Here is a 15,485-nt window from a genome sequence, read left to right on the forward strand (position 1 = left end):
GCGAATGAGTCGGACCGGAGACGCAAGGGAGGCGGCGGGGGAAGAGTCCGGCTTGTCGCCCGCCGCGAAATGCGGATGGGACCTATGTGCGCAAGGTGATGGCCGAGAGCCCGGAATCCCCTGTGCCATCGGTGCTACTCGCCAGTAGGAGGGTGTGACGGCATGGCACCCGGGTAACCCGGCAGACAGGGGTCGCTAACTAGCTGGGAGGACTGCCGTGGAGGGGCCGTTCATGCGGATCGAGGACAGCGGGCTGGTGGTGCCGCTGCGCCCCGACGTGACGACGGTCGGGAGAGGGAGAGGAGTGGACGTCCGCCTCGACGACCCGAGTGTGTCCCGTTTGCACGCAGAGATCATCCGACGTGGCCCGTACGTCTACGTGGTGGACATGGGCCTGTCCCGCAACGGGACGCGCGTCAACGGCCGGCCGATCGCCCGCCGTGTGCTGGAGGACGGTGACGTCGTGAGCTTCGGCACGGCGCGCTGCCGCTTGGGGGGCATCCCCCGTGAGGAGGTCGACCCGGACGTCGAACTGCGGCGCGCCGTCGCGCCCGAGCTCACCCGCCGGGAGGTCGACGTGCTGACCTCGCTGTGCCGGCCCGCCCTGTCCGACGAGGCGTTCGTGGCCCCGGCCACGGCACGCGACATCGCCGGCGAGCTGGTCGTCACGGAGGCCGCGGTCAAGCAGCACCTGCTGCGCCTCTACCAGAAGTTCCGGATCCCCGAGGGCGCCAACCGGCGCACCCGGCTCGCCAACGAGGTCATCGCGATGGGCCTCGTCCGCCCGCTGCCGCCGGTGCACGTGCCCCAGCAGGGCCGTCCGCCGATGGACGGGCGCGTCCCCGGGGTGCGCGGCACCACCGAGACGCGCCGGCCGGGCGCTACGGGTCACGCCCACGGCCCGGGCCGTCCGGCGCCCAGCACGGCCGCGGGACGGAGGGCCAGCTGATGTGAGACCCGCGGTCGCCCTCCCCCGGCAGCGCTACCAGAGGGCGATCGCTCAGCCCCGGTTCGGCCGCGCAAGGGACGGCGCGGCCCAGGGCGACGCGAACGGGGGCCGCCACCTTGGTGCCGGTGGCGGCCCCCGCAGCGCGCCCGTCTCCGGACTGCGCCCGATCAGGCGATCCGCGCGGCGGTCTGCTCGGCGGCCTCGACGACGTTCGAGAGGAGCATGGCGCGGGTCATCGGGCCGACGCCGCCGGGGTTGGGCGCGACCCAACCGGCGACGTCGCGGACGTCGGCGGCGACGTCCCCGGCGAGCTTGCCGTCCACGCGGGACACGCCCACGTCGAGGACGGCGGCGCCGGGCTTGACCATGTCGGCGGTGATGAGGCCGGGCACCCCGGCCGCCGCCACGACGATGTCGGCCTTGCGGGTGTGCTCGGCGAGGTCGCGGGTGGCGGTGTGGCAGAGGGTGACGGTCGCGTTCTCGGTGCGGCGGGTCAGCAGCAGGCCGAGGGAGCGGCCGACGGTGATGCCGCGGCCGACGACGGTCACCTCGGCGCCCCTCAGCGGGACGTCGAAGCGACGCAGCAGCTCGACGATGCCCTTGGGCGTGCACGGCAGCGGGCCCGGCTGCATCAGGACGAGCCGTCCGAGGTTGACCGGGTGCAGGCCGTCGGCGTCCTTGGCCGGGTCGATGCGCTCCAGCACCCGCTGCTCGTCCAGGCCCTTCGGGAGCGGCAGCTGGACGATGTAGCCGGTGCAGGCGGGGTCGGCGTTCAGTTCGGCGACGGCGCGCTCCACCTCGTCCTGCGAGGCGGTGGCGGGCAGGTCGCGGCGGATGCTCTCGATGCCGACCTCGGCGCAGTCGCGGTGCTTCATGTTCACGTACGAGTGGCTGCCCGGGTCGTCGCCGACCAGGACGGTGCCGAGCCCGACGGAGACGCCGCGGTCGCGCAGCGCCTCGACGCGGACCTTGAGGTTCGAGCGGATCTCGGCGGCCGTGGCCTTGCCGTCCAGAAGCTGTGCCGTCATGCGTTCCTCCGCGTGGATCTCGGGCGGGACCGGGCCCCGGGCGCAGAGCCCGGCCGGAATGGGTCCCGTCCACCCAGGCGCGCGGTGTCCGGACTGTCGTTCGCTCCCCGGTGGTGATCCACCTTGACCGCGCCAGTCGCGTAGGCCCCCATGCTAACCGGCCGCCCCGGAGACGGCGGCCTCGCGGCTTCGTGGAAGGAGGCCGCGCGAGTGGCCTGCGGAAAAGGGCGTCAAGTGGCTCTGCCGGATGCCGACCCAGGGCTCCTAGGGTGCTCCGCATGAGCGACGAATGGTTCGAGCGACCCGTCCTGACCGGGCGATACGTGCGGTTGGAGCCGCTGTCCGCCGAGCATGCCGCGGGTCTGTTCGAGGCGTCCAAGGACCCGGAGCTGTGGACGTGGATGAGCCGGCGGCAGCCGGAGAGCGCCGGCGACATGCGCGCGGAGGTCGACCGGGCGCTGGCGGACTGCGGGCGCGGGCGGCGCCTGCCCTGGGTGCAGATCGACGCACTCACCGGCGAGGTCGCCGGGACGACGTCGTACTACGAGATCTCCCCGTCCGACCGCGGCCTGTGCATCGGCCACACCTGGATAGGGTCGCGGTGGCACCGGACGGGCCTCAACACCGAGGCGAAACTGCTGCTCATGGGACGCGCGTTCAGCGATCTCGGGGCGATCCGGGTCGGCTGGCACACGCACGTCCGCAACGAGCGGTCGCGCGCGGCGATCGAGCGGCTAGGGGCGTCGTTCGAGGGCGTCCACCGCAAGCACCGGATCCGCGCGGACGGCTCGATCCGCGACACCGCCGCCTACGCGATGACGGACGACGAGTGGCCCGCCGCCGAACGCGCCCTGCGCGCGAGACTGCGCTGACCGGGACCGGTTTCGGCCGGGAACCGGTAAGGCCGGTTCCCGGGCGCTCAGTCCTCGGAGCGCTGGCGCCAGCCGATGAGGCGGTCGGTGCCGTGCCAGCCGAACTGGGCGGCGAGCACCGCGGCCAGGAACGCGGCGATCAGCCCGATCACCTGCCGGGACTCCATCAGCAGCAAGTCGGCCTGATAGACGACGCCGAGCATGAGGGACATCAGCAGATTCATCCCGCCTCCACCACGGAACGCCCGCGCCGAGGTCAAGGGAGGGTCAGAAGGGGGGCGCGGCAGCCCCGAGGGTACCCGCCCGGCGGCGGTGCGCGGTCCCGCGGCGGGAAACAGGTGGCGAAGGCCCGCCGTCAGTGGATGATCGCGATGAAGATCAGGCAGCAGATGATGTTGATCACCCAGCTGTTGCCGGTCATCCACTCCCGCACCCGGGGCATGGCGCGTTCGGCGCGCCGGTGGAACAGAAGCAGGGCGAGCAGCGGCAGCGCCGCGATCAGGAGGGTGGCCCCGACGAAGACGGCCGCCGCCGCCGCGCCCTCGTGGTGCTGCTCCAGGTTGGCCCCCACCGTGAGCATCACGATGAGGTCGGAGGGCATCAGAATGATCAGCAGCAGCCCGGTCCTGAACGCCCGGCCGGGTCCGGCGTGCATCAGCGACCCGAGCCATTTGGGCGGCTCGATCGTGGCCCGTTTCACGTAATTGCGCAGGATGGCGAGCAGCAGCAGCGCGATCAGCGCGTACTGGACGATCTTTCCGACCGAGCCGTCGTCGGACGCACTACCGATCGACACGTTGCCGCCCACCAGCGCGAAGACGCCCCGCGCGGCGGCGGTCCCCGCGCTCGCCGAGACGGCCACACCGGCCAGGAACGCCAGGGAGGCCCGCACGGGCCGCGGGGTCGTCACGAGGATGATCGCCGACATGATCTGCGGCCCCGCCATCATCGTGATGGCCAGCGGGAGCACCTGAAGACTCATGACCCCTCCCCGCCGTGACTCCCGCGACGGGGGAAGCGCCCTCGTCAGGACTCACGGTAGGGGAGCGATCGAGGCCCGATGCGCGGGTCGACGCGTTCTTGACCGGGGGCCGATCCTTTCCGTACGCGGGCGCGCCGGCGGGATGTCCCCCGCCGGCGCGCCCGGCGGCACGGCGCGCCTCGTGAACCCTCAGTGGAAGAAGTGCCGGACCCCGGTGAAGTAGAGGGTGATGCCGGCCTTCTCCGCCGCGGCGATCACCTTGTCGTCGTTGACGGACCCGCCGGGCTCGACGATCGCGCGGACGCCCGCCTCGGCCAGCACCTCCAGGCCGTCCGGGAACGGGAAGAACGCGTCGGACGCGCCCACCGAGGCCGCGGCCCGCTCCCGCCCTGCCCGCGCGACCGCGAGCTTGGCGGAGTCGACCCGGTTCACCTGGCCCATGCCGACGCCGACGGTGGCGCCGTCCGCGGCCAGCAGGATCGCGTTGGACTTCACCGAGCGGATCGCCCGCCACGCGAACGCCAGGTCGCGCAGGGTCGCCTCGTCCGCGGCGGCGCCGGTCTTGAGCTCCCAGCCGGACGGGTCGTCGCCGCCGGCGTCCACGCGGTCCACGTCCTGCAGCAGCACGCCGCCGTCGACGCGCCGGTACTCCACGCCGCCCGCCGGAGCCTGCGGGCAGACCAGCAGGCGGATGTTCTTGAAGCGGTCCTTCAGGACGGTCACGGCCTCGTCCTCGAAGGACGGGGCGACCAGCACCTCGGCGAAGCTCTCGGTGACCTGGCGGGCCAGGTCCGCGGTGACCGGCCGGTTCGCCGCGATCACGCCGCCGTACGCCGACACCGGGTCGCAGGCGTGCGCTCTGCGGTGCGCCTCGGCGATGTCCGCGCCGACCGCGATGCCGCACGGGTTGGCGTGCTTGATGATCGCGACGCACGGCTCGGTGAAGTCGTAGGCGGCGCGGCGCGCGGCGTCGGTGTCGACGTAGTTGTTGTAGGACATCTCCTTGCCGTAGAGCTGCTCGGCCCCGGCCAGGCCCTTCTCGCCCGGCGAGCGGTACAGGGCGGCCCGCTGGTGCGGGTTCTCGCCGTACCGCAGGGTGTTCGAGCGCTCCCAGGTGGCGCCGAGGAAGTCGGGCCACCGCGTCTCGGCGGCGGTCTCGTCGGGCGCGTAGTCGCCGGCGAACCAGGAGGCCACGGCCACGTCGTAGGACGCGGTGTGCGCGAACGCCCGCGCGGCCAGGCGGCGGCGCTCGTCCAGGGTGAACCCGCCGGCCTTCACGGCGTCCAGGACGGTCCCGTAGGAGGACGGGTCCACCACGACGGAGACGCTCGCGTGGTTCTTCGCGGCGGCGCGGACCATCGTGGGCCCGCCGATGTCGATCTGCTCGACGCACTCGTCCGGCGTCGCGCCCGAGTCCACCGTGTCGGCGAACGGGTACAGGTTCGCGACCACGAGGTCGAACGGCTCGACGGCCAGATCGTCGAGCTGCTGGAGGTGGTCCTCCTTGCGCCGGTCGGCGAGCAGGCCCGCGTGCACCTTCGGGTGCAGGGTCTTGACCCGCCCGTCCAGGCACTCGGGGAACCCGGTGAGCTTCTCCACCTTCATCACCGGGACTCCGGCGGCGGAGATCCGGCCGGCCGTCGACCCGGTCGAGACGATCTCCACTCCCGCCTCGTGCAGGCCGCGGGCCAGCTCCTCCAGCCCGGACTTGTCGTACACACTGATCAGCGCGCGCTTAATCGCCACCCGACTCACCGGCCGAGCTCCCCTCTTGATCGGACGAACCCCTGTCAGACGAACCGCTGTCGGACGAACCGCTGTCGGACGAACCGCTGTCGCGGGGACCGGTCGCGGAGGCCTCGCCGCCGGGCGAGTCCGCGCAGGTCCGGCACTTCATCGAGACCCGCCTGCCGCGCGCGGTCCACCCGTCGCGGGCCAGCCGTCCGACGACGTCGACGAGGAGCCGGCGCTCCACCTGCTTGATCCGCTCGTGCAGGGAGTCTTCGTCGTCATGCCAGCCCACGGTGACGCTCTCCTGGGCGATGACGGGTCCGGTGTCCACGCCTTCGTCGACGAAGTGAACCGTACAGCCCGTGACCTTCACCCCGTACGCCAGGGCGTCCCGTACGGCGTGCGCGCCGGGGAAGGACGGCAGCAGCGCGGGGTGGGTGTTGACCGTCCGGCCGCCGAAGCGCGCCAGGAACCGCGGGCCGAGGATCTTCATGAAGCCGGCGGACACCACGAGGTCGGGCTCGTACTCGGCGACCGTCTCGGCGAGGGTCGCGTCCCAGTCGCCCCGGGACGGGAAATCCGGTATGCAGAGGGTGAAAGTGGGCAATCCCGCTCGTTCGGCACGCTCGGTTCCGCCGATATCGGGGCGGTCCGCCCCCACGGCCACCACTTTCGCCCCGTAGGCTGGATCCGCGCACGCGTCGAGCAGCGCTTGTAGGTTGGTCCCCGCGCCGGAGACGAGGACGACGAGCCGGGCGGACACCATTTCTCCCCGGTGGACGTTGCTGGGACATCACGAAGCCTATCGGGCGACCTCGGCGCCGCCTCACCCCAGACCGCCCGAACCGGAGCCCGAACGAGCCAGACAGTACGAACGCCGGACATACGAACCCACCGCATGGAACCGAGATGCGCACGCCCCAGGAGGAGAAGAACGTGAGCGACCAGCCGGACCGTCCGGCCCAGCCCGAAGACCGCCCGGACGGGCGGCCGGCGGGAGAGCCGCCCGCGGAGCCGCGCCAGGGCGGGCGGGGCACCGGCTGGCGGGCCCTGTGGCTCGGCGGCATCGCCCTGCTGACCGCGTTCTTCTTCTACCCGCTCGGCCTGGTGCTCGGCATCGCCGCGCTCGTCGTCGGCATCAGGGCCCGCCGAAACGCGCGCCGCACGCGCGACGCGGCCCCCGGCGCCGTCCCCGGCATCGTGCTCGGGTCGATCGGGCTGGTGTTCTCGCTGCTGTCGGTCTCCCTGACGGCGTTCCTGTGGACGGAGCTGAGCGGCTACCAGAGCTGCGTCAGCGCGTCCAACACCACCACCGACAAGCAGGCGTGCCGCGCGGAGTACTACCCGAAGATCGAGAAGAAGCTCGACCTGCCCGCCGGCAGTATGGACAAGTACGGCGACCTGCTCTGACCCGCCCCGCCGCAGGTCAGGGCGGGGCGGTCTAGGCGTTCTCGTCTGGGTCGTCGCGCAGGACGTAGATCGCGCCGCCCCGGTTCTCGGTGCGGCCCGAGTCCTCGCGGGGCGGTGGGACGGGGCGCCGCTCCTCCGCGGGCTCCTGCGCGCCGGGCTCCTCGGGCTCCAGGTGGCCCTCGACGACGACCGTGCCGTCGCCCGGCGGCTGGGGTTCGTCCTCGACGGGGTCGGGAGCCGGGTCCGTCCGGCGGCGGGGCCGCCGGGGCGCGAGGACGGGCTCTGCCTCCTCGAACTCCAGCGGGTCCGGAGCGTGGGGGGCCTTCGGCGCCGGCTTGGGCGGGCCCTCCAGGCGCAGGTCGTAGTCCGCGGGAACGGGCGCGGACAGCGGCATGGCGGGCTCCGGGACCGCCCGCACCGGCTTCTTCGGCTTGGCGGGCTTCTTCGCCGCCCCCTTCCTGGAAGGCGCCTTCGCGGCAGGGGCCTTCCCGGCCGCCCGCTTCCTGGAGCCCGGCTTCCTGGACGGGGCGCTCGCCAGACGCCGCAGCACCAGCCAGTTCGCCACCCACGCCGCGATCGCCGCCGAGATCCCCACCTCAAGGGCGGCCAGCAGCCCCACCTGCCACGCGGACGGGCCCACGGTCGCCATCCGCCCGCCGCCCAGCGGCCCTCCCGCCAGCGCGCTCAGCAGCGCCGCGACGGCCCCGGTCAGGGCGCCGGACACGAAGCCCCACAGCGGCGCGCCCTCCGACACCGGGCTCGGCAGCGACCGGATCGTCAGGACGCCGCCCACCGCACCCGCGACGAACGGCGCCGCCAGCGCCAGCAGTGAGACCGCGGGCGCCGGGCCCGGCTGGGGAAGGGCGGCGAGCGGCGGGAACGCGGGCACGGCGTCCAGGAACACCCCGGTCGGGGAGACGCTCGTCCCGGCGCCGACGGAGAAGCCGGGCCCGACCGCGTACGCCATGCCCCAGATCGCCGCGTTCGGCAGGAACGCCAGCTCGACCAGCAGCAGCAGGACGCCGCCCACCGCGCCGGGGGCGAGCATGTCGTAGAGGTCGCCGGCGTCCGACAGGTGCGTGGCGAGGGACCCGCCGACGAGCAGCGCACCCGACGCGAGCAGCACGCTCAGCGACCCCGCGACGCCGATCACCAGGGAGCGCGGCCGTTCGGGCAGCAGCCGCAGCAGCGCGCCCAGCCCGGACCGGACCCGCCGGCCGCGGGCCTCCGCCGCCACGACGGCCCGCGCCGCCCCGAGCCCGCCCGCGACGGCGGCGACGAGGAAGCACCCGACGAGCGCCTGCCACGCCGACGGCCGCACCTCCTCGGACGACGCCGCGAGCGCGAGCAGCCCGGCCAGCGCCGCGTACGGGGCGGCCAGCGCGACGGCCACGTGCAGGACCGCGGTGCGCTGCCGGTACGGCAGCCCGGCCACCCGGATCATCCACCCGCCGCCCCGGTACAGCAGGACCCCGGGCAGGACGAGCACGCCGAGCGGCAGGAGCCCGAAGCGGCCCTGCCCGTAGGAGAACCCCGCGTGGTGCGAGACCAGCCAGAAGTTCACGGCGGTCCGGAACACGCCGGCCAGGCCGTGGCCGAGCGCGGTCTTCGGCGCGGCGATCCAGCCGATCAGCGTGATCGTGGTGAGCACCGCGAGCCCGATGCCGATGCACCACAGCGCCGCGACGAGCCCCGTCACGTACAGCGGCCTGGCGGGCGCGGACGGCGGGCGTCCGCGCCCCGGGTCCGCCCCCGGCGGCGCGGCGGCCCGGCCCGCTCCGCCCGGCGGCGCCGCCTTGGACGCGGCCGTCGACGGTGCGGGCGCACCCTTCGACGGTGCGGCCTTGGACGGCTCCCGCTTCGCACGCTGCCCGGGGGTCTTGTCGCTCACCGGTCCATGCTGGCACCGCGCCCGCCCCCGCAAGGCCCGCCCGCCCGGCGTGTCGCCTTTGTGATCACGCCCCGCGGCTTCGCCGCCGCGGCGGCCGGCACGCGAAAGACGCCCGGGCCGCCGGGCGGCTCGGGCGTCTTTCGGGTGGTTCCGGGGAGATCAGCGGTTCTGCATGAGCTCCCGCATGAGGACGGCGGTCTCGCTCGGGGTCTTGCCGACCCGGACACCGACCTTCTCCAGGGCCTCCTTCTTCGCCTGCGCGGTGCCGGCGGAGCCGGACACGATGGCGCCGGCGTGGCCCATGGTCTTGCCCTCGGGCGCGGTGAACCCGGCGACGTAGCCGACGACCGGCTTGGTCACGTGCTGCTCGATGTAGGCGGCGGCGCGCTCCTCGGCGTCGCCCCCGATCTCACCGATCATCACGATGGCGTCGGTCTCCGGGTCGTCCTGGAACGCCTGGAGCGCGTCGATGTGGGTGGTCCCGATGACGGGGTCGCCGCCGATGCCGACGCAGGTGGAGAAGCCGATGTCGCGCAGCTCGTACATCATCTGGTAGGTCAGCGTGCCCGACTTGGACACCAGGCCGATGCGGCCGGGCGTCGTGATGTCTGCCGGGATGATGCCGGCGTTGGACTTGCCGGGGGACGCGATGCCGGGGCAGTTCGGCCCGATGATGCGGGTCTTGTTGCCCTTCGACTCCGCGTACGCCCAGAAGTAGGCGGTGTCGTGCACCGGGACGCCCTCGGTGATCACGACGCAGAGGGGGATCTCGGCGTCGATCGCCTCGACCACGGCGTCCCTGGTGAACTTCGGCGGGACGAACACGACGGAGACGTCCGCGCCGGTCTCCTGCATGGCCTCCTCGACGGTGCCGAACACCGGGAGGGTCGTGCCGTCGAAGTCGACCGTCTGCCCGGCCTTGCGGGCGTTCACGCCGCCGACGACCTGGGCGCCGGAGGCGAGCATCCGGCGGCCGTGCTTGGTGCCCTCGGAGCCCGTGATGCCCTGGACGATGATCTTGCTGTTCTCGGTGAGCCAGATGGCCATTGTCATGCACCTGCCGCTGCGAGTTCGGCGGCGCGCCTGGCCGCGTCGTCCATGGTGTCGACCTGCTGGACGCCGGGCAGCGCCGCATCGTTGAGGATCTTGCGCCCGAGCTCGGCGTTGTTGCCGTCCAGCCGGACGACGAGCGGGCGGTTGACGGCCTCGCCGCGGTCGGCCAGCAGCTTGTAGGCCGACACGATGCCGTTGGCGACGGCGTCGCAGGCGGTGATGCCGCCGAAGACGTTGACGAAGACGGACCTGACGTCGGCGTCGGACAGGACGATCTCCAGCCCGTTCGCCATCACCTCGGCGGACGCGCCGCCGCCGATGTCGAGGAAGTTCGCGGGCTTCTGGCCGTCGAACTGCTCGCCCGCGTAGGCGACCACGTCGAGGGTGGACATGACGAGCCCGGCACCGTTGCCGATGATGCCGACGCTGCCGTCCAGCTTGACGTAGTTGAGGTCCTTGGCCTTCGCCGCCGCCTCCAGGGGGTCGGCCGCGGCCTTGTCCTCCAGCTTCTCGTGGTCGTCCTGGCGGAACGAGGCGTTCTCGTCCAGGGAGACCTTGCCGTCGAGGGCCTTCACCTGGCCGTCGGCGGTGAGGATCATCGGGTTCACCTCGACGAGGGAGGCGTCCTCGTCGGTGAACACGGCCCACAGCCGCTCGATCAGCTCGGCGGCGCCGTCGAGGGCCTCCTGCGGGAGGCGGCCCTTCTCGGCGATCTCGCGGGCCCGGGCGCGGTCGACGCCCTCCAGCGGCGAGACCGGCACCATCGCCAGCCGGTCGTGCGGCACCTCCTCGATCTCCACGCCGCCCTCGACGGAGCAGATGGACAGGAAGGTCCGGTTGGCGCGGTCGAGCAGGAAGGAGAAGTAGTACTCCTGCGCGATCGCGCTGCCCTCCTCGACCAGGACCTTGTGGACCGTGTGGCCCTTGATGTCCATGCCGAGGATCTGGCCGGCGAGCTGCTCGGCCTCGTCGGCGGAGTCGGCCAGCTTCACGCCGCCGGCCTTGCCGCGGCCCCCGGTCTTCACCTGGGCCTTGACGACGACCTTCGAGCTTCCCGCGGCGAACAGCTCCGCCGCGATGGCCCGGGCTTCCTGGGGAGTATGGGCGACCTTGCCGGTGGGCACCGGTACCCCGTACTCGGCGAAGAGTTCCTTCGCCTGATGTTCGAACAGGTCCACGAGGGCGTCCTTTTACGGATCGACAGCCGAATGTGCGACCACACGAGTGGGGGTTACACGGGTGTCCGTGCGGCCGGCACTCTGCGGTCCGCTCCGTCGATGCAGCCTAGTCAACCCGCCTCCATGGTGACGCCGCCGGGTCCGTATGTCACGCGGACTTCCCTTGAACGGGAGCGCGCCGGGCGGCGGGTGTGCTCATCCTCAGGGGGGGGCACGAGTGGCTCGTGAGGATGATGAACCGATTGACATAGTTTGATGTACTAATTCGGCGAGACGGCCAGGCGGACAGGGGGCGGATGCATGGCGATGGCGGAGAGACGGGACGCATCCGTCGCGAGACCTCTCACCGTCGCGCCCGTCATATCCGTCCCGCCGCCCGCAGGCGGGCCCACCGATCCGCGCAGGCGTGCCGCGCCGCGCGGCCGCGCGGGCGCCCGCAAGGTGCGGCGCACCGCGGCCCTGCTCATCGTGGCGGCGCTCGTCGCGACCGGCGGCGCCACCGTCCCCGAGCCGCCCGCCCCCGGCTGGGCGAGCCCCGGACTCGTCGGCGGCGGCGGATGGCCGTTCGCGGGCGTCCCGCTGGCCCCCGACCAGGCCGAGGGGGCCTCCTACCTGGCGGGCAGCTCGGTCGTCAGGCTCGCGGACGGGCGGGTCAGGCTCGTCCCCTCCGGCGGCGAGGCGCCGATCACCGTGGACGCCTCCGACCCGCGGGTGGGCCGGGCGGTCCGGTCCGACGGCGCGTGGCTGGCGCAGGGCACCGTCCCGGGGGGCGGGACGGACGACGCCTACCGCGACATGGCGACGCGCGCCCTGCTCGACCTGCGTCTCCTCACCCGCCCGAACGGCGCGTCCCTCGCGTCCTGGTACTCGAAGTGGCGGTACTGCTGGCCCCGCGACTCCGCGTTCGCCGTGGCCGCGTTCACCGTGACCGGGCATCCGGCCGAGGCGCGCCGCATCCTGTACTTCCTCGCCCGGGCGCAGCACGACGACGGCATGTGGGCCGCGCGGTACAACGCCGACGGGACGGCCGTCGCCGACGGCCGGGCCCCGCAGCTCGACTCGCTCGGCTGGGTGCTGTGGTCGGCCTGGTTCTACCGCGTCCAGGCCGCCGGCCAGGACGAACCGCCCACGCTGTGGCCGATGGTGCAGCGCGCCGCCGACCATCTGGCGCGTTCCCTGGACGCCGAGGGGCTGCCGCCCGCCTCGTCCGACTACTGGGAGCGCGACCACCGGCGCGAGCAGGACCCGCGGCGCCCGACGCTCGGCGTGGCCGGCCCCGCGCTGGCGGGCCTGCGCGCGGCGGCCGACCTCGCGCGGATGCGCGGCGAAGGCGCGAAGGCGGCGGAGTGGCGGCACGCGGCGCAGCGGGTCTCGGACGCGGTGGCCAGGCAGTTCGCCCCCTACGGCTACCCGCGCTCCCCCATCCCCGGCGGGCTGATGGACACCTCGGTGACGTTCCTCGCGCCGCCGTTCGCACCGGCCGATCCGGGCGTGACCACCGCGATCGCGGACGCCGCGCGCAAGCAGGCGCTGCCGAACGGGGGCGTCCTGCCCGGCGAGCGCTGGTCGGGCGACCCCGACGTCGCCTGGACGCCGGAGACCGCGCTGTTCGGGCTGAACTCGGCCGCGTCGGGCCGGAAGGACGAGGCACTGGATCGGCTCGACTGGCTCTCCGCGCACCGCACGTCCCTGGGCGTCCTGCCGGAGAAGGTCGGCGTGACGGGCAGGCCCGCGGGCCCGGCGCCGCTGGGCTGGACGGCGTCGCTGGTCCTGCTGAGCCTCTCCGCGCTGGACCGGCCGCTCCCCGTTCCGTGAACGGGGGGCTCTAGCCGAACTGCTCGTAGCCGAGCTTCAGCACGAGGGCGCTGACGACGCAGAGCAGGACGGCCCGGACGAAACCGGCACCGCGGTTGATCGCCATGTGGGCGCCCACCTGCGCGCCGACGATGTTGCAGACCGCCATGGCCAGCCCGATGGCCCACAGCACGTGGCCCTGCGCCGCGAACACGGCGAGCGCGCCCAGGTTGGTGCCCGCGTTGATGATCTTCGAGGTGGCGGAGGCGTTGACGAAGTCCATGCCGAGCAGCGCGGTGAACGCGATCACCAGGAACGTCCCGGTGCCCGGACCGAGGAGCCCGTCGTAGAAGGCGATCGCGACGCCCGGGACGAGGACGGCCGCGGCGACCCTGCGGCGCGTGCGCAGCACCGGCCGCGGGAGCCGGCCGAGGTCCGGCCTGAGCACCACGATCGCGGCCACCGCCAGCAGGACGACCATGATGACGGGCTTCAGCACGTCCGAGGAGATCGCCGCCGCGCAGAGGGCGCCGCCGGCGGCGCAGCACACCGCGAGCAGGCCCGCCGGGACGGCCACCCGCACGTCCGGCTTGGCCTTGCGCGCGTAGGCGATGGCGGCCGAGGTGGTGCCCGCGATCGAGCCCAGCTTGTTGGTGGCGAGCGCGGTCGCGACCGGCTGCCCCGGGTTGAGCAGCAGCAGCGCGGGCAGCTGGATCAGCCCGCCGCCTCCCACCACGGCATCGACCCAGCCCGCCGCGACGGCGGCGGCCAGCAGCAAGACGACCTGCTCGGCGTGCACGGGGACTCCCGGAGGTAAGGAGTGAAAGTCAACTGACCGATTACCCTAGCGGGCCTCCCCGACCGGCCGCCCGCCGCCTCCGGTCCGGCCTCCATGCCTCCTGGAACCAGGACCCCCTCGCCGTCAACGAAACCGTCCACCCGAGTTCCCGACCCCGCTCGGAAGCCGCTCGCTCCTCGGCACACCGTCCACTCCCCCTCAGGGGCGCTCGCTCCCTCCGGAGGCCCGCCACTCGCCGGCGAGGACGGCCCATACCTGGACGTCGCGGCGGTCGCCGTCGAGCACGAACGCCTGCCGCAGGACGCCCTCGCACGTCATCCCGAGCCGTCCGGCCACGGCCGCGCTCGCGGTGTTGCGCGGGTCGCACAGCCACTCCACCCGGTGCATCCCCCGCGTGCCGATCGCCCAGTCGATCATGATGCGGACGGCCTCGGTGATCAGCCCGCGCCCCCGGGCCCCGGCCGCGAGCCAGACGCCCGCCTCGCAGACGCCCTGCGCGGCGTCGAACGTCCGGAACACCGTGCCGCCCTGGAGGACGCCGTCCACCCAGATGCCGTAGAGGCGGCCCTCGTCCCTGGCCTGCTTGTGGGCGTACGCCTGGAGCAGTTCGCGGGCCGTCTCCTCGTCCACCACGGTCCGGGCCCAGGGGATGTACCGGTCGATGTCCGCGCGGACCCGGTCGGCGTGCTCGGCGAACTCGGCCGCCTGCCAGGGCTCGAGCGGGCGCAGCTCAGCGCCCTCGGCGAGCGTGCGAGCGAACATGGGGCCTCCCCGGGGAGTACGTACCGAACGTTTGTTATGTATCCTACGGGAATGCCCGCCCGAGGTGATCACGACGCCCGGCGCCGGGACGTGTCCGAGGCCGTGTGGCGCGTCCTGGCCGGCCGCGGCTTCGGCGGCCTGACCCTGCGCGCGGTCGCGGCGGAGATGGACGCGTCCACCGGGCTGCTCACCCACTACTTCCCGAACAAGAGGGCCCTCGTCGCGTACGCCCTGGACCTCGCCGACGAGCGCACCGCGAGCCGCGCCCTCCGCAAGGCCCCGCCCGGCCTGGCGTCCCTGCGGGCCGCGCTCCTGGACGTCCTGCCGCTGACCCCCGCCGCGTCGGACATGAACCGCATCTGGGTGAGCTCGTGGGACGTCGCGCTCGCCGATCCCGAGCTCGGCGAGCACCAACGGCGCCGCTACGAGAACTGGCGCGCCCGGCTCCGCCCTCACGCCGCCGCCGCCGTCGAGCGCGGCGAACTGCCCGCCGGGCCCGGCGGGGACGACACCGTCGCGGACGACACCGTCGCGGCCGCCGCCGCGTTCACGCACGGCCTGGTCGTGCACGCCCTGTTCGACCCGGACGCCTACCCGCCCGCCCGCCAGACCGCGATGCTGGACGCCTTCCTGGCCGCCCTGGCCACGGGCTCCGGCCCCCCCGCGGCGCCCGGCGCGGGCGGGATGATGCCCCGATGACCAAGTCGCGCACGCTGCGCTGCCCGCGCCACCTCGGCATGATCCTCGCCGGAGGCGCCCTCGCCGCCCTCTTCGGCGTCGTGGCGATCCAGAAGGCGGGCGACGGCGCGGGCGCCCCCGCGCTCGCCGCCGGTACCGCATGCTTCGTCCTCGCACTCGGAGCCGTCCCCAAGCTGCGGACACGCATGGTCCTCGACGCGGAGGGCCTCACCCTCGTATCGGGGTACGGCCGCCGCCGGTTCGCCTGGACGGAGATCATCGAGATCACCGCGGACGCGCTCCGGCTCGCCCCGGGCGCACGGCCACGGCGACGGGCCGGACGCCGCTGAGCCATCCT

Annotated in this window: 16 protein-coding genes and 1 riboswitch; of the genes, 6 read left to right on the forward strand and 10 right to left on the reverse strand. The window is 73.6% G+C overall.

Annotation, left to right across the window (positions count from 1 at the left end; all coding sequences use genetic code 11):
* Nucleotides 1–217: 217 nt before the first annotated feature.
* Nucleotides 218–949 carry an FHA domain-containing protein gene (locus CHC11_RS28040; protein WP_089314839.1) on the forward strand — a complete coding sequence of 244 codons (732 nt, stop codon included), beginning with the start codon at nt 218–220 and terminating at the stop codon, nt 947–949.
* A 167-nt stretch (nt 950–1,116) separates the two neighbouring features.
* Here the strand turns inward: CHC11_RS28040 and CHC11_RS28045 are convergent, their stop codons facing one another.
* Nucleotides 1,117–1,977 carry a bifunctional methylenetetrahydrofolate dehydrogenase/methenyltetrahydrofolate cyclohydrolase gene (locus CHC11_RS28045; protein ID WP_089314840.1) on the reverse strand — a complete coding sequence of 287 codons (861 nt, stop codon included), beginning with the start codon at nt 1,975–1,977 and terminating at the stop codon, nt 1,117–1,119.
* A gap of 64 nt (nt 1,978–2,041) precedes the next feature.
* Nucleotides 2,042–2,127, reverse strand: a riboswitch (ZMP/ZTP riboswitch).
* Between the two features lie 128 nt (nt 2,128–2,255).
* On the opposite strand from CHC11_RS28045, the gene CHC11_RS28050 reads away from it, so the two are divergent.
* A complete protein-coding gene (locus tag CHC11_RS28050; RefSeq protein ID WP_089314841.1) occupies nt 2,256–2,849 on the forward strand; it encodes a GNAT family N-acetyltransferase in 594 nt (197 codons plus the stop codon).
* Between the two features lie 47 nt (nt 2,850–2,896).
* Here CHC11_RS28050 and CHC11_RS41650 read toward each other — a convergent pair whose 3' ends face one another.
* From CHC11_RS41650 to purN, 4 genes are all read right to left on the reverse strand, one after another.
* Nucleotides 2,897–3,073 (reverse strand): hypothetical protein, encoded by a 177-nt coding sequence (locus tag CHC11_RS41650; protein ID WP_179279044.1) that lies wholly within the window; start codon nt 3,071–3,073, stop codon nt 2,897–2,899.
* A gap of 131 nt (nt 3,074–3,204) precedes the next feature.
* Nucleotides 3,205–3,831, reverse strand: coding sequence for a GAP family protein (locus CHC11_RS28055; protein ID WP_089314842.1), 627 nt, complete (start codon nt 3,829–3,831; stop codon nt 3,205–3,207).
* 189 nt (nt 3,832–4,020) lie between these two features.
* Entirely contained in the window at nt 4,021–5,586 is a 1,566-nt protein-coding gene (gene purH / locus CHC11_RS28060) for a bifunctional phosphoribosylaminoimidazolecarboxamide formyltransferase/IMP cyclohydrolase (protein WP_089314843.1), read from the reverse strand.
* Nucleotides 5,567–6,328, reverse strand: coding sequence for a phosphoribosylglycinamide formyltransferase (gene purN, locus CHC11_RS28065; protein WP_089314844.1), 762 nt, complete (start codon nt 6,326–6,328; stop codon nt 5,567–5,569). Before purN ends, purH begins: the two co-directional genes overlap by 20 nt.
* A 143-nt stretch (nt 6,329–6,471) precedes the next feature.
* On the opposite strand from purN, the gene CHC11_RS28070 reads away from it, so the two are divergent.
* Nucleotides 6,472–6,972 (forward strand): hypothetical protein, encoded by a 501-nt coding sequence (locus CHC11_RS28070; protein WP_089314845.1) that lies wholly within the window; start codon nt 6,472–6,474, stop codon nt 6,970–6,972.
* 31 nt (nt 6,973–7,003) lie between these two features.
* Here the strand turns inward: CHC11_RS28070 and CHC11_RS28075 are convergent, their stop codons facing one another.
* The 3 genes from CHC11_RS28075 to sucC all read right to left on the reverse strand — a co-directional run bounded on the left by CHC11_RS28075 (nt 7,004) and on the right by sucC (nt 11,094).
* Nucleotides 7,004–8,863, reverse strand: a complete 1,860-nt coding sequence (locus CHC11_RS28075; protein ID WP_245919878.1) for a cell division protein PerM — start codon at nt 8,861–8,863, stop codon at nt 7,004–7,006.
* 159 nt (nt 8,864–9,022) lie between these two features.
* Nucleotides 9,023–9,910 carry a succinate--CoA ligase subunit alpha gene (gene sucD, locus CHC11_RS28080; RefSeq protein ID WP_089314846.1) on the reverse strand — a complete coding sequence of 296 codons (888 nt, stop codon included), beginning with the start codon at nt 9,908–9,910 and terminating at the stop codon, nt 9,023–9,025.
* Between the two features lie 2 nt (nt 9,911–9,912).
* Nucleotides 9,913–11,094, reverse strand: coding sequence for an ADP-forming succinate--CoA ligase subunit beta (gene sucC, locus CHC11_RS28085; protein ID WP_089314847.1), 1,182 nt, complete (start codon nt 11,092–11,094; stop codon nt 9,913–9,915).
* Between the two features lie 306 nt (nt 11,095–11,400).
* Between sucC and CHC11_RS28090 the strand changes: the two genes are divergently transcribed.
* Nucleotides 11,401–12,909 (forward strand): glycoside hydrolase family 15 protein, encoded by a 1,509-nt coding sequence (locus CHC11_RS28090; RefSeq protein WP_143227350.1) that lies wholly within the window; start codon nt 11,401–11,403, stop codon nt 12,907–12,909.
* 10 nt (nt 12,910–12,919) lie between these two features.
* Here the strand turns inward: CHC11_RS28090 and CHC11_RS28095 are convergent, their stop codons facing one another.
* Together CHC11_RS28095 and CHC11_RS28100 are read right to left on the reverse strand one after the other, a co-directional pair.
* Entirely contained in the window at nt 12,920–13,687 is a 768-nt protein-coding gene (locus CHC11_RS28095; RefSeq protein WP_089314848.1) for a sulfite exporter TauE/SafE family protein, read from the reverse strand.
* Between the two features lie 198 nt (nt 13,688–13,885).
* Nucleotides 13,886–14,449: a GNAT family N-acetyltransferase gene (locus CHC11_RS28100; protein ID WP_089314849.1), complete on the reverse strand. Its 564-nt coding sequence runs from the start codon at nt 14,447–14,449 to the stop codon at nt 13,886–13,888.
* Between the two features lie 51 nt (nt 14,450–14,500).
* Here CHC11_RS28100 and CHC11_RS28105 point away from each other — a divergent pair, with 51 nt between their 5' ends.
* On the forward strand, nt 14,501–15,148 hold the full coding sequence (locus tag CHC11_RS28105) for a TetR/AcrR family transcriptional regulator (RefSeq protein WP_089314850.1): 648 nt from the start codon (nt 14,501–14,503) through the stop codon (nt 15,146–15,148).
* On the forward strand, nt 15,145–15,477 hold the full coding sequence (locus CHC11_RS28110; protein ID WP_089314851.1) for a PH domain-containing protein: 333 nt from the start codon (nt 15,145–15,147) through the stop codon (nt 15,475–15,477). The genes CHC11_RS28105 and CHC11_RS28110 overlap by 4 nt, the downstream gene beginning before the upstream one ends.
* The last annotated feature ends 8 nt before the right edge of the window (nt 15,478–15,485 follow it).

Origin of the sequence: Actinomadura mexicana (assembly GCF_900188105.1) — a bacterium.
Lineage (GTDB): Bacteria > Actinomycetota > Actinomycetes > Streptosporangiales > Streptosporangiaceae > Spirillospora > Spirillospora mexicana.

Bases quoted from the DNA above. Each gene is read 5' to 3' on its own strand.
- CHC11_RS28045 (WP_089314840.1), bottom strand. From the start codon at position 1,977: ATGACGGCACAGCTTCTGGACGGCAAGGCCACGGCCGCCGAGATCCGC.
- CHC11_RS28050 (WP_089314841.1), top strand. From the start codon at position 2,256: ATGAGCGACGAATGGTTCGAGCGACCCGTCCTGACCGGGCGATACGTG.
- CHC11_RS41650 (WP_179279044.1), bottom strand. From the start codon at position 3,073: ATGAATCTGCTGATGTCCCTCATGCTCGGCGTCGTCTATCAGGCCGAC.
- CHC11_RS28055 (WP_089314842.1), bottom strand. From the start codon at position 3,831: ATGAGTCTTCAGGTGCTCCCGCTGGCCATCACGATGATGGCGGGGCCG.
- purN (WP_089314844.1), bottom strand. From the start codon at position 6,328: ATGGTGTCCGCCCGGCTCGTCGTCCTCGTCTCCGGCGCGGGGACCAAC.
- CHC11_RS28070 (WP_089314845.1), top strand. From the start codon at position 6,472: ATGCGCACGCCCCAGGAGGAGAAGAACGTGAGCGACCAGCCGGACCGT.
- sucD (WP_089314846.1), bottom strand. From the start codon at position 9,910: ATGGCCATCTGGCTCACCGAGAACAGCAAGATCATCGTCCAGGGCATC.
- CHC11_RS28090 (WP_143227350.1), top strand. From the start codon at position 11,401: ATGGCGGAGAGACGGGACGCATCCGTCGCGAGACCTCTCACCGTCGCG.
- CHC11_RS28100 (WP_089314849.1), bottom strand. From the start codon at position 14,449: ATGTTCGCTCGCACGCTCGCCGAGGGCGCTGAGCTGCGCCCGCTCGAG.
- CHC11_RS28105 (WP_089314850.1), top strand. From the start codon at position 14,501: ATGCCCGCCCGAGGTGATCACGACGCCCGGCGCCGGGACGTGTCCGAG.
- CHC11_RS28110 (WP_089314851.1), top strand. From the start codon at position 15,145: ATGACCAAGTCGCGCACGCTGCGCTGCCCGCGCCACCTCGGCATGATC.